General features: G+C 67.7%; 15 protein-coding genes and 4 pseudogenes. 13 read left to right on the top strand and 6 right to left on the bottom strand.

Annotated elements, in window-relative coordinates; all coding sequences use genetic code 11:
• The first annotated feature begins 75 nt into the window (after nucleotides 1-75).
• The 8 genes and pseudogenes from K6K41_RS22570 (at nucleotide 76) to glgA (ending at nucleotide 9,559) form a co-directional block, all read left to right on the top strand.
• Complete coding sequence (locus tag K6K41_RS22570; RefSeq protein ID WP_261402369.1) at nucleotides 76-933, top strand: malto-oligosyltrehalose synthase; 858 nt, start codon at nucleotides 76-78, stop codon at nucleotides 931-933.
• A gap of 316 nt (nucleotides 934-1,249) precedes the next feature.
• Nucleotides 1,250-1,402: a hypothetical protein gene (locus tag K6K41_RS22565; RefSeq protein WP_261402368.1), complete on the top strand. Its 153-nt coding sequence runs from the start codon at nucleotides 1,250-1,252 to the stop codon at nucleotides 1,400-1,402.
• A 513-nt stretch (nucleotides 1,403-1,915) separates the two neighbouring features.
• Nucleotides 1,916-3,127, top strand: coding sequence for a glycogen/starch/alpha-glucan phosphorylase (locus tag K6K41_RS30770; RefSeq protein WP_428978544.1), 1,212 nt, complete (start codon nucleotides 1,916-1,918; stop codon nucleotides 3,125-3,127).
• Entirely contained in the window at nucleotides 3,061-4,236 is a 1,176-nt protein-coding gene (gene glgP, locus K6K41_RS30765) for a glycogen/starch/alpha-glucan family phosphorylase (protein WP_428978543.1), read from the top strand. Before K6K41_RS30770 ends, glgP begins: the two co-directional genes overlap by 67 nt.
• A gap of 54 nt (nucleotides 4,237-4,290) precedes the next feature.
• A pseudogene (gene glgC, locus K6K41_RS22555) lies at nucleotides 4,291-5,552 on the top strand (glucose-1-phosphate adenylyltransferase).
• 133 nt (nucleotides 5,553-5,685) lie between these two features.
• Nucleotides 5,686-6,657, top strand: a complete 972-nt coding sequence (locus tag K6K41_RS22550) for a hypothetical protein (RefSeq protein ID WP_261402367.1) — start codon at nucleotides 5,686-5,688, stop codon at nucleotides 6,655-6,657.
• Entirely contained in the window at nucleotides 6,654-8,021 is a 1,368-nt protein-coding gene (locus K6K41_RS22545; RefSeq protein ID WP_261402366.1) for an NAD(P)H-dependent oxidoreductase, read from the top strand. Before K6K41_RS22550 ends, K6K41_RS22545 begins: the two co-directional genes overlap by 4 nt.
• An 89-nt stretch (nucleotides 8,022-8,110) precedes the next feature.
• On the top strand, nucleotides 8,111-9,559 hold the full coding sequence (gene glgA, locus K6K41_RS22540; RefSeq protein ID WP_261402365.1) for a glycogen synthase GlgA: 1,449 nt from the start codon (nucleotides 8,111-8,113) through the stop codon (nucleotides 9,557-9,559).
• Here glgA and K6K41_RS22535 read toward each other — a convergent pair.
• Nucleotides 9,556-10,287: a hypothetical protein gene (locus K6K41_RS22535; RefSeq protein WP_261402364.1), complete on the bottom strand. Its 732-nt coding sequence runs from the start codon at nucleotides 10,285-10,287 to the stop codon at nucleotides 9,556-9,558. The genes glgA and K6K41_RS22535 overlap by 4 nt on opposite strands.
• Before the next feature lie 197 nt (nucleotides 10,288-10,484).
• Between K6K41_RS22535 and K6K41_RS22530 the strand changes: the two are divergent.
• From K6K41_RS22530 to K6K41_RS22520, 3 genes and pseudogenes are all read left to right on the top strand, one after another.
• A pseudogene (locus tag K6K41_RS22530) lies at nucleotides 10,485-11,611 on the top strand (AMP-binding protein).
• The gene (locus K6K41_RS22525) at nucleotides 11,502-11,777 is read left to right on the top strand and encodes an AMP-binding protein (RefSeq protein WP_261402363.1); all 276 of its coding nucleotides are present in this window, start codon (nucleotides 11,502-11,504) and stop codon (nucleotides 11,775-11,777) included. The pseudogene K6K41_RS22530 and the gene K6K41_RS22525 overlap by 110 nt, the downstream one beginning before the upstream one ends.
• A pseudogene (locus K6K41_RS22520) lies at nucleotides 11,732-12,004 on the top strand (AMP-binding enzyme); the annotation flags it as partial. The gene K6K41_RS22525 and the pseudogene K6K41_RS22520, both read left to right, overlap by 46 nt.
• 306 nt (nucleotides 12,005-12,310) lie before the next feature.
• On the opposite strand, the gene K6K41_RS22515 reads toward K6K41_RS22520, so the two are convergent.
• A complete protein-coding gene (locus K6K41_RS22515; RefSeq protein ID WP_261402362.1) occupies nucleotides 12,311-12,514 on the bottom strand; it encodes a hypothetical protein in 204 nt (67 codons plus the stop codon).
• 11 nt (nucleotides 12,515-12,525) lie between these two features.
• Nucleotides 12,526-13,950: an ammonium transporter gene (locus tag K6K41_RS22510; protein ID WP_261402361.1), complete on the bottom strand. Its 1,425-nt coding sequence runs from the start codon at nucleotides 13,948-13,950 to the stop codon at nucleotides 12,526-12,528.
• 472 nt (nucleotides 13,951-14,422) lie between these two features.
• Between K6K41_RS22510 and K6K41_RS22505 the strand changes: the two genes are divergently transcribed.
• The gene (locus K6K41_RS22505) at nucleotides 14,423-15,037 is read left to right on the top strand and encodes a L,D-transpeptidase (protein WP_261402360.1); all 615 of its coding nucleotides are present in this window, start codon (nucleotides 14,423-14,425) and stop codon (nucleotides 15,035-15,037) included.
• Nucleotides 15,038-15,179: 142 nt separating this feature from the next.
• On the opposite strand, the gene K6K41_RS22500 is transcribed toward K6K41_RS22505, so the two are convergent.
• The 3 genes and pseudogenes from K6K41_RS22500 to K6K41_RS22490 all read right to left on the bottom strand — a co-directional run bounded on the left by K6K41_RS22500 (nucleotide 15,180) and on the right by K6K41_RS22490 (nucleotide 18,305).
• Nucleotides 15,180-15,881, bottom strand: a complete 702-nt coding sequence (locus K6K41_RS22500) for a DUF3592 domain-containing protein (protein WP_261402359.1) — start codon at nucleotides 15,879-15,881, stop codon at nucleotides 15,180-15,182.
• Nucleotides 15,882-15,900: 19 nt separating this feature from the next.
• Nucleotides 15,901-17,699 (bottom strand): annotated as a pseudogene (locus tag K6K41_RS22495) (ABC transporter ATP-binding protein).
• Nucleotides 17,700-18,122: 423 nt separating this feature from the next.
• Nucleotides 18,123-18,305: a YdcH family protein gene (locus tag K6K41_RS22490; protein ID WP_261402358.1), complete on the bottom strand. Its 183-nt coding sequence runs from the start codon at nucleotides 18,303-18,305 to the stop codon at nucleotides 18,123-18,125.
• Between the two features lie 211 nt (nucleotides 18,306-18,516).
• Between K6K41_RS22490 and K6K41_RS22485 the strand changes: the two genes are divergently transcribed.
• Nucleotides 18,517-18,741, top strand: a complete 225-nt coding sequence (locus K6K41_RS22485) for a YdcH family protein (RefSeq protein WP_261402357.1) — start codon at nucleotides 18,517-18,519, stop codon at nucleotides 18,739-18,741.
• The last annotated feature ends 119 nt before the right edge of the window (nucleotides 18,742-18,860 follow it).

The raw sequence follows: 18,860 nt of genomic DNA, 5'->3' as shown, positions 1-18,860 counted from the left end.
GTCGCGACGTTTTTCGATGGACGTCGCCGAGTTCCACCGAAAGGCGGCGGCCCGCGGCGAGGCGTTCCCGACGCGATGCTCACCGGCGCGACCCACGACCACAAGCGCGGCGAGGACGTGCGCGCGCGGCTCGCGGTGTTGAGCGAGATCCCGGACGAGTGGACCTCCGCGGCCCGCCGCTGGCGCGAGGCCTCGGCCGAGCTGCGGAGCGCGGACGGGCCGTCGGCCGCAGACGAGCAGATCCTCTGCCAGACGCTCGTCGGAGCCTGGCCTCATTGGCTCTCGCCCGACGACGCAACGGGCTGTGAGGCCTTCGCCGACCGCGTCGCGGGCTGGCAGGAGAAGGCGCTCAGAGAAGCCCAGACCGACTGGAGCGCGCCGAACGAGGCCTATGAGACCGCGGCGCGCGACCTGCTCATGAAGCTGATGACGACGCCCGGCCTGAAGCTGCGCGCCGAGATTGCGGCCTTCGCGCAGCGCATCGGCCCAGCAGGCGCGGCCAACGGGCTTACGCAGACGCTGCTCAAGCTCACCATCCCGGGCGTGCCCGACACCTATCAGGGCGTCGAGTTCTGGGACCTGTCGCTGGTCGATCCCGACAACCGCCGCCCGGTCGATTTCGCGGCCCGCGAAGCCGCGCTCGGAAAGGCGGAGACGCCGCTCGAGGCCGCCGCCCATTGGCGGGACGGCGCGGTCAAGCAGGCGCTGATCGCCGCGACTCTCGCCGAGCGCGCGCGCTCGCCGCGGCTCTTCTCAGAAGGCTCCTACGAGCCGCTCGAGATCGAGGGTCCGGACGCCGACCATGTCGTCGCCTTCGCCCGCACGCTTGCGGCGACACGGCCGTCGCCGTCGCGTTCCGGCAGGCCTGCGGGCGCCTGGACGCCTCCGACGGCCTGCGGATGGCCGAAAAAGTGTTGCAGAAGAACGTCATAAACATGCCTGCGACATTGCGCGACAGGCAGGCGACAGACCATGTCACCGGACGGTCAACGAGGCTGAAGGCCGAGACGCTCTTGGGCGATCTGCTTCTTCTGCCCGTCGCTTTTCTGACGTCTTCGTCCTGAGGCGTAAGTCGTTCTGCGTATATTCAATTGCGCACAATTCAGCCCATTCATTGGAGGTGGTCGCAGGGGGCGGCCGATGACACCTCCGGCGAGGGGGCCCGGCGAATGGACGACATCAAGCTGTCTTTGTCCGCTCAGGACACCGAACTGTTGCCCAGGCGCTCGACGTCTACGCCACGACGTTGATGTGCACGCCTCTCGGGCTCGGGCTCGATCTTCTGGTGCAGGTTCGCGCGCTGCGGTCGCGCCTCGCCGACACGGCGAGCCGGCACGTCGCGACCATGGACGCGCTGGACGATCCCGACACCAACGTCGTGATGTTCGCCGCACGGGCGTGACGCCCGGATGCTGCGGGCGTGAAACCCAAAGGCCCTCGTCCCGGGCTTGACCCGGGACCCAGAGCCGAGACGCGTTTCCAGATCATCTGACGATCGCGCTCCGTTCTGCTGACGCATCGGTTCTGGGTCCCGGATCGAGTCCGGGACAAGAACCCCATCCCCCTTCCCCATCCATGCGACGCCCCCGCCACGGCCTTCGCCGGTCCTGCGCGCGCTCGCGCCGAGACGCCGGGGTTGCCCTCCCCCGCCCCCGCGTCATCTACTGCGTTGCAGCATTCGACATATCGGCCCGGCTCTTGCTAGGTCGACGGTCGACCGACTCATGCGACGGGGGACCTGGCTCATGAACGACACCGCATCCACCACGGCGGCCGATCTGGAGCGTCCTGTCCGCGGCGGCTCCGACGCCCGGAACCGGGCGCCGCCGCCAAGAAACTCGGCAAGGAGATCCTGGCCGAGCTGACCTATTCGGTCGGCCGCACGCCCGACACCGCAAGCGACCGCGACTGGTTCGTGGCGACCGCGCTCGCGGTGCGCGACCGGATCGTCGACCGCTGGGTCGCCGAGCACAACGCCGCGACCCCGCAGAAGCGCGTCTACTATCTCTCGCTCGAGTTCCTGATCGGCCGCCTGCTGTTCGACGCGATGAACAATCTCGGCCTGATCGAGGACGCCCGCGAGGCGCTTGCAGGCCTCGGCGTTGACATCGACAAGGTGCGGGCCGCCGAGCCCGACGCGGCGCTCGGCAATGGCGGCCTCGGGCGCCTCGCCGCCTGCTTCATGGACTCGATGGCCTCGATCGGCGTGCCGGCCTTCGGCTACGGCATCCGCTACGATCACGGCCTGTTCCGCCAGGGCATGCGCGACGGCTGGCAGCAGGAATATCCGGAAGACTGGCTGTCGTTCGGCAATCCGTGGGAGTTCGCCCATCCCGAGGTCGACTATCCGATCGGCTTCGGCGGCTATGTCGAGCAGGTGATGGAGGGCGGCGAGCCGCGCTTCGTGTGGCGCCCGGCCGAAACCGTCGAGGCGGTGGCGATCGACACGCCCGTGGTCGGCTGGCGCGGCAAGCACGTGAACACGCTGCGCCTCTGGTCGGCCCGCGCGCCTGACCCGATCTCGCTCGACGCCTTCAACCGCGGCGACTATGTGGGCGCGCTCGCCGACCGCGTGCGCATCGAGTCGATCTCGAAGATCCTCTATCCGTCGGACGAGACGCCGGCCGGCCAGGAGCTGCGGCTGCGGCAAGAGTACTTCTTCGCCTCCGCCTCGCTGCAGGACCTGATCCGCCGCCATCTCGGCGAGCGCGGCGACATCAAGAGCCTCGCCAGCCACGTCTCGATCCAGCTCAACGACACCCATCCGGCGATCGCCGTGCCGGAGCTGATGCGCATCCTGCTCGACGTCCACGGCCTCTCATGGGACGAGGCTTGGAAGATCACGGGCGCGACCTTCTCCTACACCAACCACACGCTGCTGCCCGAGGCGCTCGAGAGCTGGCCGGTGCCGCTGCTGGAGCGGCTGCTGCCGCGCCACATGCAGATCATCTACCTCATCAACGCGCTCGAGCTCGAGGCCGCGCGGGCCAAGCGCCCGGGACGACGCGCTGCTCACCACCATCTCGCTGATCGACGAAGGCAAACGGGCGCCGCGTGCGCATGGGGTGGCTCGCCTTCATCGGCTCGCACAAGGTCAACGGCGTCTCGGCGCTGCACACCGACCTGATGAAGCAGACCGTGTTCCGCGACCTGCACGCGCTGCATCCCGGCCGCATCGTCAACAAGACCAACGGGATCACGTTCCGCCGCTGGCTCAGCCAGGCGAACCCGCTGCTGACCGACGTCATCATCGACGCGATCGGGCCGGAGATGCTCGACGACCCGACGCAGCTCGACAAGCTCGCCGCGCTCGCCGACGACACGGGGCTCCATGACAGGCTGATGGCCGCGCGCCGCGAGAACAAGATCGCGCTCGCCAAGATCATCATGGAGCGCAACGAGGTGAAGGTCGATCCGGACGCGCTGTTCGACGTCCAGATCAAGCGCATCCACGAATACAAGCGCCAGCTGCTCAACATCCTGGAGACGGTCGCGGTCTACAACGCGATGCGCGCCCAGCCGATGCGCGCCTGGCTGCCGCGCGTGAAGATCTTCGCCGGCAAGGCGGCGGCGAGCTATCACACCGCCAAACTCATCATCAAGCTCGCCAACGACGTGGCGCGGACGGTCAACACCGATCCGACGCTGCGCGGCATGCTGAAGGTCGTGTTCCTCCCGAACTACAATGTCAGCCTCGCCGAGCGCATCATCCCGGCGGCCGACCTCTCCGAGCAGATCTCGACTGCGGGCCTCGAGGCGTCGGGCACCGGCAACATGAAGCTCGCGCTGAACGGCGCGCTGACGATCGGCACGCTCGACGGCGCCAATGTCGAGATCAAGGAGCATGTCGGCGACGACAACATCTTCATCTTCGGCCTGACCGCCCAGGAGGTGGAGCAGAAGAAGCGCGCCGGCTACGACGCCCGCGAGGCGGTTGCGGCTTCGGCCACGCTGCGGGAAGTGCTGGACTCGGTCGCCGGGGGCACCTTCTCGCCCGACGATCCCGGCCGCTATCGCGGGCTCGTGGACGGGCTTCTCAACCACGACACCTTCCTGGTGACGGCCGATTTCGACGCCTATTTCGCTTCCCAGCGCGCGGTCTACAAGAAATGGCGCGACCGGCCGGTCTGGATGCGCTCGAGCGTCATCAACACGGCGAAAGTGGGCTGGTTCTCGTCGGATCGGACCATACGTGAATACGCTGAAGAGATCTGGAACGTGACGCCCTCGGCCTGACGCGGCCGGGCGTCCCGCCCGCCCCCGCGAAGTCGTGTCGAGGAGAGTGTTTTTATGCCGCCTGCATCCCCGCTCGGACCGCCTTACGCCCGTACGGCCATGGCGTTCGTTCTCGCGCGGGGGCAGAGGCTCCCGTCTGATGGAGCTGACGGACCGCCGGGCGAAGCCGGCGGTCTATTTCGGCGGCAAGACGCGCATCATCGACTTCGCGCTGTCGAACGCGCTGAATTCCGGCATCCGCCGCATCGGGGTGGCGACCCAGTACAAGGCCCACAGCCTGATCCGGCACCTGACTCGCGGCTGGAACTTCTTCCGCGCCGAGCGCAACGAAAGCTTCGACGTGCTGCCCGCGAGCCAGCGCGTCTCGGAAGACGCCTGGTATCTCGGCACGGCGGATGCGGTCTACCAGAACATCGACATCGTCGAGGACTACGCGCCGCGCCACATCATCATCCTGGCGGGCGACCACATCTACAATGGACTACGAGCAGATGCTCGCCCAGCACGTCGAGAGCGGGGCCGATGTCACTGTCGGCTGCCTCGAGGTCAAGCGCGAGGAGGCCTCCGGCTTCGGCGTGATGCACATCGACGAGACCGACCGCATCGTCGACTTCCTCGAAAAGCCCAAGGATCCGCCGGCGATGCCGGGCAAGCCCGACATGGCGCTCGCCTCGATGGGCATCTACGTGTTCGACACCCCGTTCCTGTTCGACCTGCTGCGCGAGGACGCCGCCGATCCAAACTCGTCCCACGACTTCGGCAAGGACCTCATCCCGGCGATCGTGAAGGGCGGCAAGGCGGTCGCCCACCATTTCTCGAAGTCCTGCGTGCGCTCCCTGTCCGAAGACGAGCCCTACTGGCGCGACGTCGGGACGGTGGACGCCTATTTCGAGGCCAACATCGACCTCACCGACTTCGTCCCGTCGCTCGACCTCTACGACAAGGACTGGCCGATCTGGACCTTCGCCGAGATCACCCCGCCGGCGAAGTTCATCCATGACCGCGACGACCGGCGCGGACGCGCGATCTCGTCGCTGGTCTCGGGCGGCTGCATCGTGTCGGGCTCGGGGGTGAAGGAGTCTCTGCTCTTCACCGGCGTGCGGGTGAACTCCTACGCCGACGTCGACCGGGCCGTGATCCTGCCAGACGCCGTCATCGGCCGCTCGGCGCGGCTCAAGAACGTGGTGATCGACCGCGGGGTGAAGATCCCCGAGGGGCTCGTGGTCGGCGAGGATCCGGAGTTCGACGCCAGCCGCTTCCGCCGCACCGAAAAGGGCGTGTGCCTCATCACCCAAGCGATGATCGACGGGATGTGAGCGCTTTTCACAATCTTGGATTGCTATAGCCTCTCGCGGGATGACGCGGGGGGTTTTAATGAGAGGCGAGTATTCGCGTTTGTTGCGCGCGCAAGGCTACAGTGAGGGAACTATCACGGCTCAGCTTCACCGGGTGTCCCGCGTCGAAACGCATCACGGCGATCTTGACGACTTTTACGAGCGCGACCGCTGTCGATCGCTGATTCAAACGCTGACGTACTCTGTAGACGACAGCCGTCACGGCCGCCCCAATCCGTCCAAAATCCCGTTTGTCGGCGATGTTCGAAACAATCTCGCGTCCTACAAGAGCTCTGTGCTCTGGTACGTACGGTTTCGAGACACGGAGAGGAGCGGCCCGACAGCAACGTCCATCGAACTCGGCTCTCAAGACGTGCGCGTAGCGCCTCGCGGCCGCGAAAAGCCCGATCCAAAACGAACTCGACAATTGGCAGCGCGAACGCTTGCTGATTTCGATCTGGACGGCCGCTCCGCTTTCGAGGCGTTGATCGAACTCTCACGCTATGGATCGGTCGCTCAGGCTGTCGCGTCGCTGACTTTGTTCAGCCATCCGGTGACGGTTCACCAAGCCGACGGCAAAGCAATTTTTCGATCCATCCGAGATCAACGCCGCGTTGGCGAGCGCGCTGAAATCGACGGCTGTCCCGTTCTTCTCGATGACAACAAGAGCCCGACAGACGCGTTCTTGTGGGCCAACGGCCTTTCGCGGCGCGGGCGCGACGTCCAGTTCAACCACGTCTATGCGGCAAGTCGAGATCCAGACAGCTATACGTCACTCGCCAACATCTGCATGACGCCCGCCTTCATCGCGAAGTTGACCGACACCAGCGCCGCCGTGCGCGCTCTGCTCCGGTTCCGAAGCTTTCAGCTCTACGGTTGGACTCCGAAGGATATCGAGCCGCCGGCCCGGCCCGACGAATACGAAAGCCTCGAATGGGCCGCGCCTCTCCCCGCCGTGCCGGACCTTCGCGCGACGATCGAGCGGGCGATGGCGACGAAGCCGAAAGACCGAACGGTAAAGGCGGCAAGCGAGCTCGGCTGGCTCTTCGGAGCGCCAGATAGCCCGCAGCAAAGGCCCGTCCCATGAACCTCGCCGCCAAGCTGCTCCGCCGCGCCGAGGAGGGCCGGCCGGTCCGGGTCGGCCTCATCGGGGCCGGCAAGTTCGGCGCGATGTTTCTCGCGCAGGCCCGCGCGACCCCGGGGCTGCACGTCATGGGGATCGCGGATCTCTCGCCCGACCGCGCCCGCGCGGCGCTCGTGGCGACGGGCTGGGACGCCGACGCAGCGATCGTCGGCTCGTTCGACGCCGCGCTTTCCGGCGGCGGCGTCGCCATTGTGGAGGACGCCGAGGCCCTGATCCGCGCGAGCGGCCTCGAGGTCGTGATCGACGCCACCGGCAGCCCGTCGGCGGGCGTGCGGCACGCGCTGCTCGCCGCCGAGCACGGCCGGCACATCGTGATGGTCAATGTCGAGGCGGACGTGCTGGCCGGCCCGCTGCTCGCCAAAAAGTTCGAGCAGGCGGGACTGGTCTATTCGATGGCCTATGGCGACCAGCCGGCGCTCGTCTGCGAGATGGTCGACTGGGCGCGCGCCTGCGGCTTCGAGGTCGTGGCGGCGGGAAAGGGCACGAAGTACCTGCCGAGCTATCACGCCTCGACGCCCGACACCGTGTGGGACCATTACGGGCTCTCGCCCGAGGAGGCGAAGGCGGCGGGCATGAACCCGCAAATGTTCAACTCCTTCCTCGACGGCACCAAATCCGCGATCGAAATGGCCGCGATCGCGAACGGCACAGGGCTCAAGGCCCCGAAGGGCGGCCTCGCCTTCCCGCCCGCAGGCGTCGGAGAGCTCGCGAGCGTGCTGCGGCCGCGGGCGGACGGCGGCGTTCTGGACGGGTCCGGCATGGTCGAGGTCGTGTCGAGCCTCAACCGCGACGGGTCGCAGACGCCGAACGACCTGCGCTGGGGCGTCTATGTGACGTTCGAGCCGAAGGATCCCGGCGGCGACTACGCCCGCCGCTGCTTTCGCGAATACGGCGTGTCGACCGATCCGACGGGGCGCGTCGCGGCGCTCTGGCGGCCCTCGCATCTCATCGGGCTGGAGCTCGGGGTGAGCGTCGCCTCGGCCGCGCTCCGCGGCGAGCCGACAGGCGCGCCGACGGGATTTCGCGCCGATGTCGGCGCCTGCGCCAAGACCGCGCTCGATGCGGGCGCGACGCTCGACGGCGAGGGCGGCCGCACCGTCTGGGGCCGCCTGATGCCGGCGGAGGACTCGCTGCGCCTCGGCGCGCTGCCGATCGGCCTCGCGCACGGGGTGACGCTCACGCGGCCGATCGCCAAGGGCGAGATCGTGACCTGGAGCGACGTCGAGATCGCCGACAGCGAGGCGGTGCGCGTCCGGCGCGAGATGGAGGCGGCGTTTCGGCCTGATCCCACTAGCCAAAAAGCCTAAGCTTGCGCGGGGATTAGACCGGGCGGCCGGCTTGCGCGGCGGCAGTCGGCGGACCAAGGTTCGCTCGTCGAAGCAGAGTTCGCGCGTCCATGTCCCTCAACGTCCTCGCTGTCGCCTCCGAGATCTACCCGCTCATCAAGACCGGCGGCCTCGCCGACGTCGCAGGCGCGCTGCCGGCGGCGTTGAAGCCGCACGGCGTCGAGACCACGACGCTGCTGCCGGGCTATCGGCAGGTGATGCAGAAACTCGGCGCGGCCGAGCCGGTGGCGGAGTTCGGTGACCTGTTCGGCGGCCGCGCTCGGCTGCTCGCCGGCGAGCACGCAGGCCTCGACCTGCTGGTGATCGACGCCCCCCATCTCTACGACCGCGCAGGCGGCCCCTATTCCGGCCCGGACGGAACCGACTGGCCCGACAACGCCTATCGGTTCGCGGCGCTCGGGCGCGTCGCCGCCGAGGTCGCGCGGGGGGCGGCGGGCCATCCGATCCCTCAAGTCGTGCATATGCACGATTGGCAGGCGGGCCTTGCGGCCGCTTACCTCACCTACGCCCCCGGCCCGCGGCCCAAGATGGTCGCGACCATCCACAACATCGCCTTTCAGGGCTGGTTTCCGCCGACCCTGCGCGGCGCGCTCGGCCTGCCCGACCATGCGATGGACATGGACGGGGTCGAATATTACGGCGGCGTCGGCTTCCTCAAATCCGCGCTCTATTTCGCCGACCGCATCACCACCGTGTCGCCGACATACGCCAGCGAGATCCTCGAACCGGACGGCGGCATCGGGCTCGACGGCCTGTTGTCGGCGCGCGCCGCGGATGTCTCCGGCGTGCTGAACGGCGTCGACACGGAGGTCTGGAATCCCGCGACGGATCCTCGGCTCCCCGCGCGCTATTCGGCCGCCGACCTGTCCGGCCGGCGCGACACGCGGCGCGCGCTCGCCGAGCGCTTCGGGCTCGACCCGCACGGGACGCGGCTCATCTTCGGCGTCGTCAGCCGGCTGTCGAGCCAGAAGGGGCTCGATCTCCTCGCCGAGGCCGTGCCCACCATCCTCGAGCTCGGCGCCGACCTTGCGCTGATCGGCTCCGGCGAAGGTTGGCTCGAGGAGCGCTTCTCGGCGCTCAGCCAGCGGCATCCGGGACGCGTCGGCTGCTTCATCGGCTATGACGAGGATCTCGCCCATCTCATGCAGGCCGGCGCCGACGCGATCCTCGTGCCCTCGCGGTTCGAGCCCTGCGGCCTCACCCAGCTCTGCGCGCTGCGATACGGCGCGGTCCCGGTGGTCGCGCGCGTCGGCGGCCTCGCCGATACGGTGATCGACGCCAACCCCGCGGCGCTCGGCCCGGGCGTCGCCACCGGCGTCCAGTTCTCGCCGGTCTGCCAGTCGGCGCTCGAGACCGCGCTCCGCCGCACGGCGGCGCTCTGGGCCGACAAGGCGGCGTGGGCGAGGATCCAGCAGAACGGCATGGCGGCCGACGTCTCGTGGAACGCGAGCGCCGGAGCCTATGCGGCGCTCTATCGGGAACTGGTCGGGAACATCTAGAGCTTCGGCAGCGCCACCACCGGCCCACTGGTCACGGTGAAGGTCGCGAGATCCACTTCCAGGAAGCGTGTCTCGTCGTACTTGCGGACGAAGCAGCGGAGCTTGGGCGCGTCGGCCTTCACCAGCATGCTGCCGTAGTTCGTCTCGTCCGCACGATCGAACTCATCGACGCCCTCGGCCAGCGTGATCATGCTCCCGCCGTCCGGCCGCACCATCACGACGCGCTTTGCGTCGTCGTCGGTCAACAACTTGTCTCCGTTGCTGTCCGCCGGCACGTAGACGTAGAGGTGGGCGACAGGATCGTCCTTCTCGCTGAAGCGCACTGCGTGCCGCCGCAGGACCAGCCCGCTGTCCGTCGGAAACACCCGCTTGATCTCACCGGTCTGCGTGTTGAAGAATACAACGTTGAGCGCGATCTGATCTTCGCCGCCCTTAAAGCCGGAGGACAATGCTGGTCGCTTGCGCGAAGACGAAGCGCGAAGCAGCGGCGCCTCGAAGACGGAGGGTCCCGAAGGCTGGAAGCCTCCGACCTTCAGTTCGCGAGCAGGTTCGCGCGCCGGAGCGTCTTTCTCACCAGCCGACGAGATCTCGACGACATTGCGTGCGCGAGGGCCGACCAGCTCAACGACCCAGTAGACCACTGCCAGGAGGCTCAGCAGCGCCAGCCCAAAAATCACCAAGGCGTTCATGCGCCAGATGAAACGAAAGAACGCGTTGCTATCGGTCATCGTTGACGGTCGCCTTCATTGCGCAATCCGCTCCACGCGGGTGGTAGCCTGACCATGGGACAAATTTCCGCCCGCACCAACGGCCCTCGGCGCAAGGCGCTCACCTTGCCGCTCCGCTCCCCCGAAAGCGGCATTGGCCGGACGCCAGCGAGCCTCTATCGATCGTCACGACAAATCGACCGATAGAGCCGAGCCCCATGACGTCGCCCTATGACGACCTTCCCAAGACGCCCGCGAACCATCAGCCGCTGACGCCGATCGGGTTTCTGGCGCGCTCCGCGATGGTGTTTCCCGAACGCGTCGCGATCATTCATGGGCCGCTCAAGCGCACCTACGCCGAGTTCTGGGACCGCGCCCGGCGGCTTGCGGCGGCGCTCGCCAAGCGCGGGATCAGGCGCGGCGACACGGTCTCGGTGCTGCTCTCCAACACGCCCGAAATGCTCGAATGCCATTACGGCGTGCCGATGACCGGGCGGTGCTCAACACGCTCAACACACGGCTCGACGCCGAGATCCTGGCCTTCACTCTCGACCATGCCGAGACCAAGGTTCTGATCGTCGACCGCGAGTTCTCGAAAGCGATGACGGCGGCGCTCGCGAACGCCAGGGTGAAGCCGCTGCTGATCGACGTGAACGATCCCGAATACCATGGCGCCGGCGAGCCGATCTCCGACTTCGACTATGAGGCGCTGCTGGCCGAAGCCGAACCCGGCGAGGCGCCCCAGTGGGCCGGCGACGAGTGGGACGCGATCTCGCTGAACTACACCTCCGGCACGACCGGGGACCCGAAGGGCGTCGTCTACCACCACCGCGGCGCGCATCTGCTCGCCACCGGCAACGTCGTGACCGGGAACATGGGCAAGCACCCGGTCTATCTCTGGACGCTGCCGATGTTCCACTGCAATGGCTGGTGCTTCACCTGGTCGGTCAGCGTGACGGCCGGCACGCATGTCTGCCTGCGGCAGGTGCGCGCGAAAGCGATGTATGACGCCATCGCCGACCACGGCGTGACCCATCTTTGCGGCGCGCCGATCGTGATGGCGACGCTGATCAACGCGCCGGAGGACGAGAAGCGCCCCCTGCCCCGTCAGGTGGCGTTCTTCACCGCGGCCGCCCCGCCCCCGGAAGCCGTGCTCGCCGGCATGAAGGACGACGGGCTTCGAGGTGACGCATCTCTACGGGCTCACCGGACCTATGGGCCCCCGGTCGTCAACGATGGCACGAGGACTGGTCGGAGCTCGACCCTGCCCGGACAGGCCAAGCGCAAGGCCCGGCAGGGCGTGCGCTATGCGGCGCTCGAGGATTTTCCGCGTCATCGACCCTGAGACAATGGAGCCGGTTCCCGACGACGGCGAGACCATCGGCGAGCTCATGTTCCGCGGCAACGTCGTGATGAAGGGCTATCTCAAGAACCCCAAGGCCACGGAAGCGGCGTTCCGCGGCGGATGGTTCCATTCGGGCGATCTGGGCGTCCGGCATCGGGACAAATAGTGCAGATCAAGGACCGCTCGAAGGACATCATCATCTCGGGCGGCGAAAACATCTCGTCGATCGAGGTCGAGGACGCGCTCTACAAGCACCCGGCGGTGGCGGCGGTCGCGGTGGTGGCCAAGCCCGACGAGAAGTGGGGCGAGACGCCCTGCGCCTTCGTGGAGCTGAAGCCGGGGAAGTCCGCCACCGCGGAAGAACTGATCGCCTGGTCGGCGGAGCGCCTCGCCCGCTTCAAGCTGCCGAAGACGATCGTGTTCGACGAGCTGCCCAAGACCTCGACGGGAAAAGTGCAGAAATTCGTGCTGCGGGAGCGCGCGCGGGAGGGTGAAACGGATCCTCCTGCGCAAAGCGGAGGAGGAACCGGAGGCGGCGGCTCCGGACCGGGCGTCATCCGGGCTCTGCGCTGCGCTCCGGTCGGGTTGACGCCTCTCGACAAGACGAAACCCGCGGCCCTCTCGGACCACGGGTTCGCCAGGCTTGGCGCTCGCGTCGCCGGCAGACCCCGGGTCGAGCCCGGGGGACGGCTTCCGCCCTTACTCGGCCGGCGCGATCGTGGTCGCGGGGATCGGGGACGTCGCGGCTTCCGCCGACTCGTCCTTGTCCATCGCGATCTGCTTCATGATGAAGATCACCGTGAAGGCCACGACGATCAGCGTGAACAGCCACTCGAAGCCGGCGAAGGGATACATCGCCGCAAGCTCCGGGAGGTTGGCGACGGACGTGATGCCAGTGCTCATGAGTTGTCTCCTTATGTCGCGATGATCAGATCTTGGCCTCGGCGCGCTGGATGGCCTCGAACTCGGCCTCCAGACCCGAATGCGCCGGGTAGGTCGTGGCGACGTGCTTGCCGTCGAGGCCGAGCAGCTCCTTCTCGGGCGACACGCGCAGCATGCCGAGCGAGGACAGGACCTTGCCGAGCGCCCAGCCCGGCGCGAAGCCGAAGCCGAGGGCGAAGACGAGCGAGCCGATCAGGTTGCCGATCGGTGACGATCGGCAGGCCTTCCGCGTTGACGCCGAACCAGCCGGCGCCGTCCGCGAGCGTCACCGCGACGCCGGCCGACGGCATGATCGCCGGATAGCCCCAGAGCGCGAAGCCCGCGACCACGCCGCCGAACAGGCCGCAATAGCCGTGGACCGCGACCGCGCCAACGGCGTCGTCGATCTTGTATTTCTTCTCGACCCAGTAGTGCAGCTTGTAGGCCATGATCGTGCCGGCGACCGCGATCACCAGCGCGATGACCGGGTGGTAGAAGTCGTTGCCGGCCGAGGCCGAGATCAGGCCCGTGAGGCCGCCCGAATATGTCCAGAACGGGTTGCCCTTCGAGACGATGTAGGCCGTGACCATGCCGCCGAAGAGGGCGAGCGAGAAGTTCATCACGACGCCCGAGAGCGTGATCGGCACGCCATAGATGTTGGTGGCGGTGAAGTAAGGCGTGGCGCCTTCGGCCGCGACGTTCACGATCGGCACGTGGCAGGCGGCGTAGAAGCCCCAGAAGCCGATGAAGATCATGAACAGGCCGATCGTCACCAGCCACGGATTGTGCGGCGGGATCTCGCGCGGCGTGCCGTCGGCGGCGAACTTGCCGATGCGCGGGCCGAGATGCATGAGCACGCCGAGCGTCGCGAAGCCCGCGACCGAGTGCAGGATCGCCGAGCAATACTGGTCGTGGAAGCCGAGATACTGGGCCATCCAGCCGTTGCCGGCCCAGGCCCAGGCCGCCGGGATGACCCAGGCGATCGCGCCGACATAGATGGCGATGATGAAGAAGGCCGAGGTCTTGGTGCGCTCGATGAGCGAGCCCGAGACGATCGAGGCCGCGGTCATGCCGAACAGCGCGAAGGCCGCCCAGAACACGCCCGAGATGCGGTCGGTGAGGTTCGGCGCGATCTTCTGCGACCACGGCTCGAAGCCCGTCTCGAAGCTGAGCGACAGGCTGTTCACCGGCCAGCCCTGGAACGCGATGTAGATCCACATGCCGAACAGGAAGAAGCACAGCCCGACGAGCGGAATGGCCATCGTGTTCTTCAGCAGAGTGTGCTGCACATTCTTGGTGCGGGCGGCGCCCACCTCATACATGCAGAAGCCGACGTGGATGAAGAACATCAACACGACGGTCAGAAAGAAGTAAAACTCCGTGAAGATTGTTGTGAGAGCTGTGAGGTGCTCTGTCATGCGCCGTCTTCCCCGTGATCCCCGTGACGGACCAACCCGGCGATCGACGCGAGGCGGCCCAAGGCGTGCGAGGCAAACCGGGCGCCAACGAAGCGAATTTGTTTCGCGAGAGGAAAGCTACACGCCCGGCAAGATCTTCGAAGAAGCGCGCGGCCGCTTGCTGCGCTTGACTTTCACGTCCGCCCGCCTCCGGCCTCACATTTTCGTGACGCTCCTTGCGCTTCGGCGGCGCCCAGCGGCGTGCGTCGGACCTGACGGAAACGTGGCGCAAAAGTGATCATCGCTTCGGCGCCTGCAGATCACGCCGCCGTCATGTGGCGCAGCGGACACGAGGCGCGCGCAAACGCCGGGGCGCGGGCCCATGCTCTTCACTTGCCCGCAAGACTTCAGTGTATTCATGGATCGGGGAAGTGGGCGGCCGCGAGGCTGCGTGGCGCGTGCGGGCGACCGCCGCGTGTTGGGCGAGCGTCAGATGACCAGAGTACGTTTCGGGTTCACGCGAAGCGCCGCGGCGCTTGGCGTCGTGGCCGCGTCGATCGCCCTTGCGGGCTGCGGCGCGACGACGGGCGGCGGCGGCTCCCGCGAGGCCGCCATCGCCTTCGCGATGTCGAAGAACTATCCGACGGCCCTGCCGGTGCAGTTCCGCAAGACCGAGATCCCGGATCCGACCGGCGAGGCGCCCGGCACCATCGTGATCGAGACCGGCCAGCGCTATCTCTATCTCGTGCAGCCGAACGGCACGGCGCTGCGCTACGGCGTGGGCGTCGGCAAGGAAGGCTTCGGCTGGTCGGGCGAGGCCACGGTCCAGAACAAGCAGGAATGGCCCGACTGGGTCCCGCCCCCCGAGATGCTGGAGCGCCGCCCGGACCTTCCGCTGCGGATGTCCGGCGGCCCGGAGAACCCGCTCGGCGCCCGCGCGATGTATCTGTGGAAGGACGGCAAGGACACGCTGTTCCGCATCCACGGCACCAACGAGCCGCTGACCATCGGCAAGGCGATGTCGTCGGGCTGCATCCGCATGATCAATTTCGACGTCGAGGATCTGTATTCGCGGGTTCCGCTCGGCACGAAGGTCGTGGTGCGCTGACCCATTGCTTGTCCCGGACCTGATTCGGGATCCAGAGACGAAATCGCTTCAAGAAGACGCGACGGCCGCCGGGAGTTCCCATCCGGCGGCCGTCGTCGGTTCTGGGTCCCGGATCACGTCCGGGACAAGAAGGGCGGCGCCCTCATCTCGAAGCGGCCGCCTCGATCTCCGAGACGTCGACGAGCGTCCGGCCGCGGTTCGTGCGGTCGACGAAGACCGGCACGTCGCTCTTGAGCCAGGGCGACGGGTCGAAGTCGAGGTTGCGGCTCAGCGCGACGCGGCGCTCTCCGGTAATCCCGTCGCTCCACTCGGCCTCTACGCGCCAGGCCGCCTGACGGTTGAACTGCACGCTCGGGTTCCGCGCCACGCCCAGAACCCGCCCGACGTGACGGTCGCCGGTCTCCCTGAGCCGCGCGTCGCGCCGCCGCGACAGGCCGCGGGCGATCAGAAGGCCGAGCCCGATGGCCAGGAACACGCCGCCGAGCCCGCCGAAGATCAGCGGCCCGAACCATCGCTCCATGAAGCTGTCGATGCGCGCGCTGTCGGGGACCGCCGGATCGTAGCGCACCACGACGCTCTCGCCGACGTCGAAGGCCGGCGGGCTGGAGCGCACGCGGCTGCGGATGTCGACCTGCCGACCGTCGGCGGTCTCGAAGCGCACGACCGCGCGATAGCCGCCGTCGCCGTCCGAGTCGCGGCTGTAGTCGTTGGCCACGACCCGGCCGGAGGCTTCCCTCAGCCCCTCGTAGGCCCGGTTCTGATAGATCCCGAGCCCGGCGCCGACGACGGTGAAGAGCCCGCCGACGAGCGCGAAGATCAGGCCCACATAAAACAGCGTCCGCATCGTCCTTCGCTCCTTGCGCTTACGCCGCGATCCCTTCGCCGGGCCCGCCCGACTGCCGCTCGAACAGGCGTCGATAGGCGCCGTCCTCGCGCTCGAGCAGCGCCTCGTGCGTTCCCTGCTCGACGATCCGCCCCCGGTCGAACACGAAGATGCGGTCCATCGCGCGCACCGTGGATAGCCGATGCGCGATGACGATCGTGGTGCGGCCGTCCATCAGGCGCTCGATCGCCTGCTGGATCAGGCTTTCGGACTCCGAATCGAGGCTCGAGGTGGCCTCGTCCATGATCAGCACCGGCGCGTCGGCCAGGAACGCCCGGGCGATCGCGACGCGCTGCCGCTCGCCGCCCGACAGCTTCACGCCGCGCTCGCCCACCAGCGTCCCGTAGCCCTTCGGCAGGCGCGAGATGAACTCGTGGGCGTTGGCGAGCTTGGCCGCCGCCTCGATCTCGGCCTGGCCCGCGCCGGGCCGCGCATAGGCGATGTTCTCGCCGAGCGTGCGGTGGAACAGGATCGGCTCCTGCGGCACGATCGCGACCTGGGCGCGCAGGCTCGACTGGGTGGCGCGGGCGACGTCCTGGCCGTCAATCGTCACCTTGCCCTCGTTGGCGTCGTAGAGCCGCTGCACGAGCTTCACGAAAGTCGTCTTGCCCGAGCCCGAGCGGCCCACCAACCCGACGCGCTCGCCGGCCCGGATCTCGACGTCGAGTCCGCGGAACAGCGGCTCGACGTGGCCGGCGTAGTGGAACGTGACGTTTTCGAAGGCGATGCGCCCCTGCCCGACCGAGATCGGCCGCGCGTCCGGACGGTCGCCGACGCCGATCCGCTCGTCGTGCAGCGCCACGAGCTCCTCGAGATCGTTCACCGCCCTCTGCACGTCCGCGACATGCATGCCGACGTCGCGGAGATAGCCGTAGATCACAAAGAACATCGAGAGCACGAAGGCGGCGTCGCCCGCGCTCGCCTCGCCGCGCCACCAGAGCCAGATGGCCACGCCGAGGATCGCGGCGCGCAAGGCGGCGAGCGCCGCGTTCTGAAACGTGTTGTTCCAGACCGAGCGCATCCAGGTGCGGGTCGTGCGCCGCCCCCACTTGCCGATCAGCCAGCCGAGCCGCGCCTCCTCGCGCGCCTCCGCCCCAAAGGCCTTCACCACCGCGTTGCAGGTGACGGCGTCGGCGAGCGCGCCGCCGAGCCGCGTGTCCCAGGCGTTCGACAGCTGGGCCGCCGGCGCGACCCAGAGCAGCGAGGCCGCGACCGTCACGCCCACATAGAGCAGCGAGCCGACGAGCGTGACGAGGCCATGGCCGGCCAGTACGCGCCCAGGATCGCGGTCGCGCCGACAAGGACGACGAGCGAAGGCGCGAGCGCCACCAGCAGGATGTCGTTGAACTGGTCGATGGACCAGATCCCGCGCGTGATCTTGCGCACGGTCGAGCCCGCGAAGTTGTTGGCGTGCCAGTCGGTCGAGAAGCGCTGCACGCGCGCGAAGGCCTCGGCCGCGACCTCGCGCATCAGGCGCTGGGTCATGTGCACGATCGCCTCGAAGGCGACGTGGCGGAACAGCGCGATCGCAAAGCCCAGCGCGACGATCAGCCAAAGCGCGTCGAGCGCGGCCTGGAGCGCCGCCGCGCGGTCGGCCGAGGCGAGCGCGTCGACGAGACGGCCGGCGAAGACCGGGATCGCGAGGTCGGCGGCGGTCGCGGCCGCGATCGCGCCGCCGACGAGCGCCAGGCGTTTCGGCTGGCGGCGCCAGTGCGAGAAGACGAAGCCGAGCACCCGCAGGAACGGGCTCGCTCCGGAGGTCCGAAGAGATCGGGTCATGAAACGGCGCGGCCCCGCGCTTGAGCGGCGGCCGCCTCCCAGATTGGGGGCGCGCGAAGCGTCAGGCGCGCGGCGTCGATGGCGGCCGCACGCCAGCGTTCGATCAAACGCCCGAAACTGTCGAAATCGGTGGAGAGACGTCGTCGGCTGCGGCGCGGCCCGGTGGACCGCGCGGTCCGCGGACCTATCGGCCGGCGAGGCGCATGCGTCCGGAGGCGACGGCGATGACGGTCGTGGTCATGCGTTCTCCCTCCAAGGATCGAGGCGCCGGAAGCGGCGGGCGGATACGGGTTTATACGTAGCCGATTCGCGTCGCAAGCGAGCTCGGCTCACGCTCGCGAGAGCAATATCGCCCAAACGAAAACGCCGCCGATCGAGGAGACCGGCGGCGCGAAGTTCACGTAAACTGTGTAACGCGTGATGCTAGTGGAGCGTGGGCTCCGGAGACTTGAGGCGCACCATTTCGTCCTTGATGCGAAGCTTCTTACGCTTGAGGGACGAAACCTTAACTTCATCGGAGTTCGGATGCATCATCTCCACCTCGATCTCTTTCTCGATGGCGCGATGCTTCTTTTCGAGCTCGGCGATGTGCGACTCGATAGACATCAAGCACGTCTCCCTGTTTCAGATAGACGAGCGGAATCATGTCACGGTCCCGTCACGCTGTCGATGCACATCGGCCTACCGATTCTTCACAGCGACGTGGGAGGCTTACCGTCCGGTTTACGCCCGTGGGCGCGCCCCGGCTTGCCGCCCGGTGGGCCGCGGGCGATAGTCGGCGTGGCGTGACAGTTGTGCGTTGAACGGCGGGGCGCGAATGGCGGTGCGGGACGACGAGGCGCGGGCCGAGGAAGCGGCGGCCCGGGAGGAGCTCGCCCGGCTGCGCGAAGAGCATCGCGACCTCGACAACGCGATCGAGGCGCTCGAGAAGCTCGGCGCCGGGGACAGGCTTCAGATCCAGCGCTTCAAGAAGCGCAAGCTGAGCCTCAAGGACCGCATCATCTTTCTCGAAGACAGGCTGACGCCCGACATCATCGCCTGAGGGCAAGGAGCGTGACGGGCTTTCGCGACCACGACGACGTTCGATGTCCTCCGCAACAGCGGATCGGCGCGATGACGTCGCTCGTCCAGACATGATCTAAATCAACTAAAAAGATCGTT

This window comes from Chenggangzhangella methanolivorans, from assembly GCF_019797865.1.
In the GTDB taxonomy this organism is placed as follows: domain Bacteria; phylum Pseudomonadota; class Alphaproteobacteria; order Rhizobiales; family Methylopilaceae; genus Methylopila; species Methylopila methanolivorans.
Note: the sequence above shows the minus strand (reverse complement) of the source record. Positions and strands in the feature narration are given on the sequence as shown.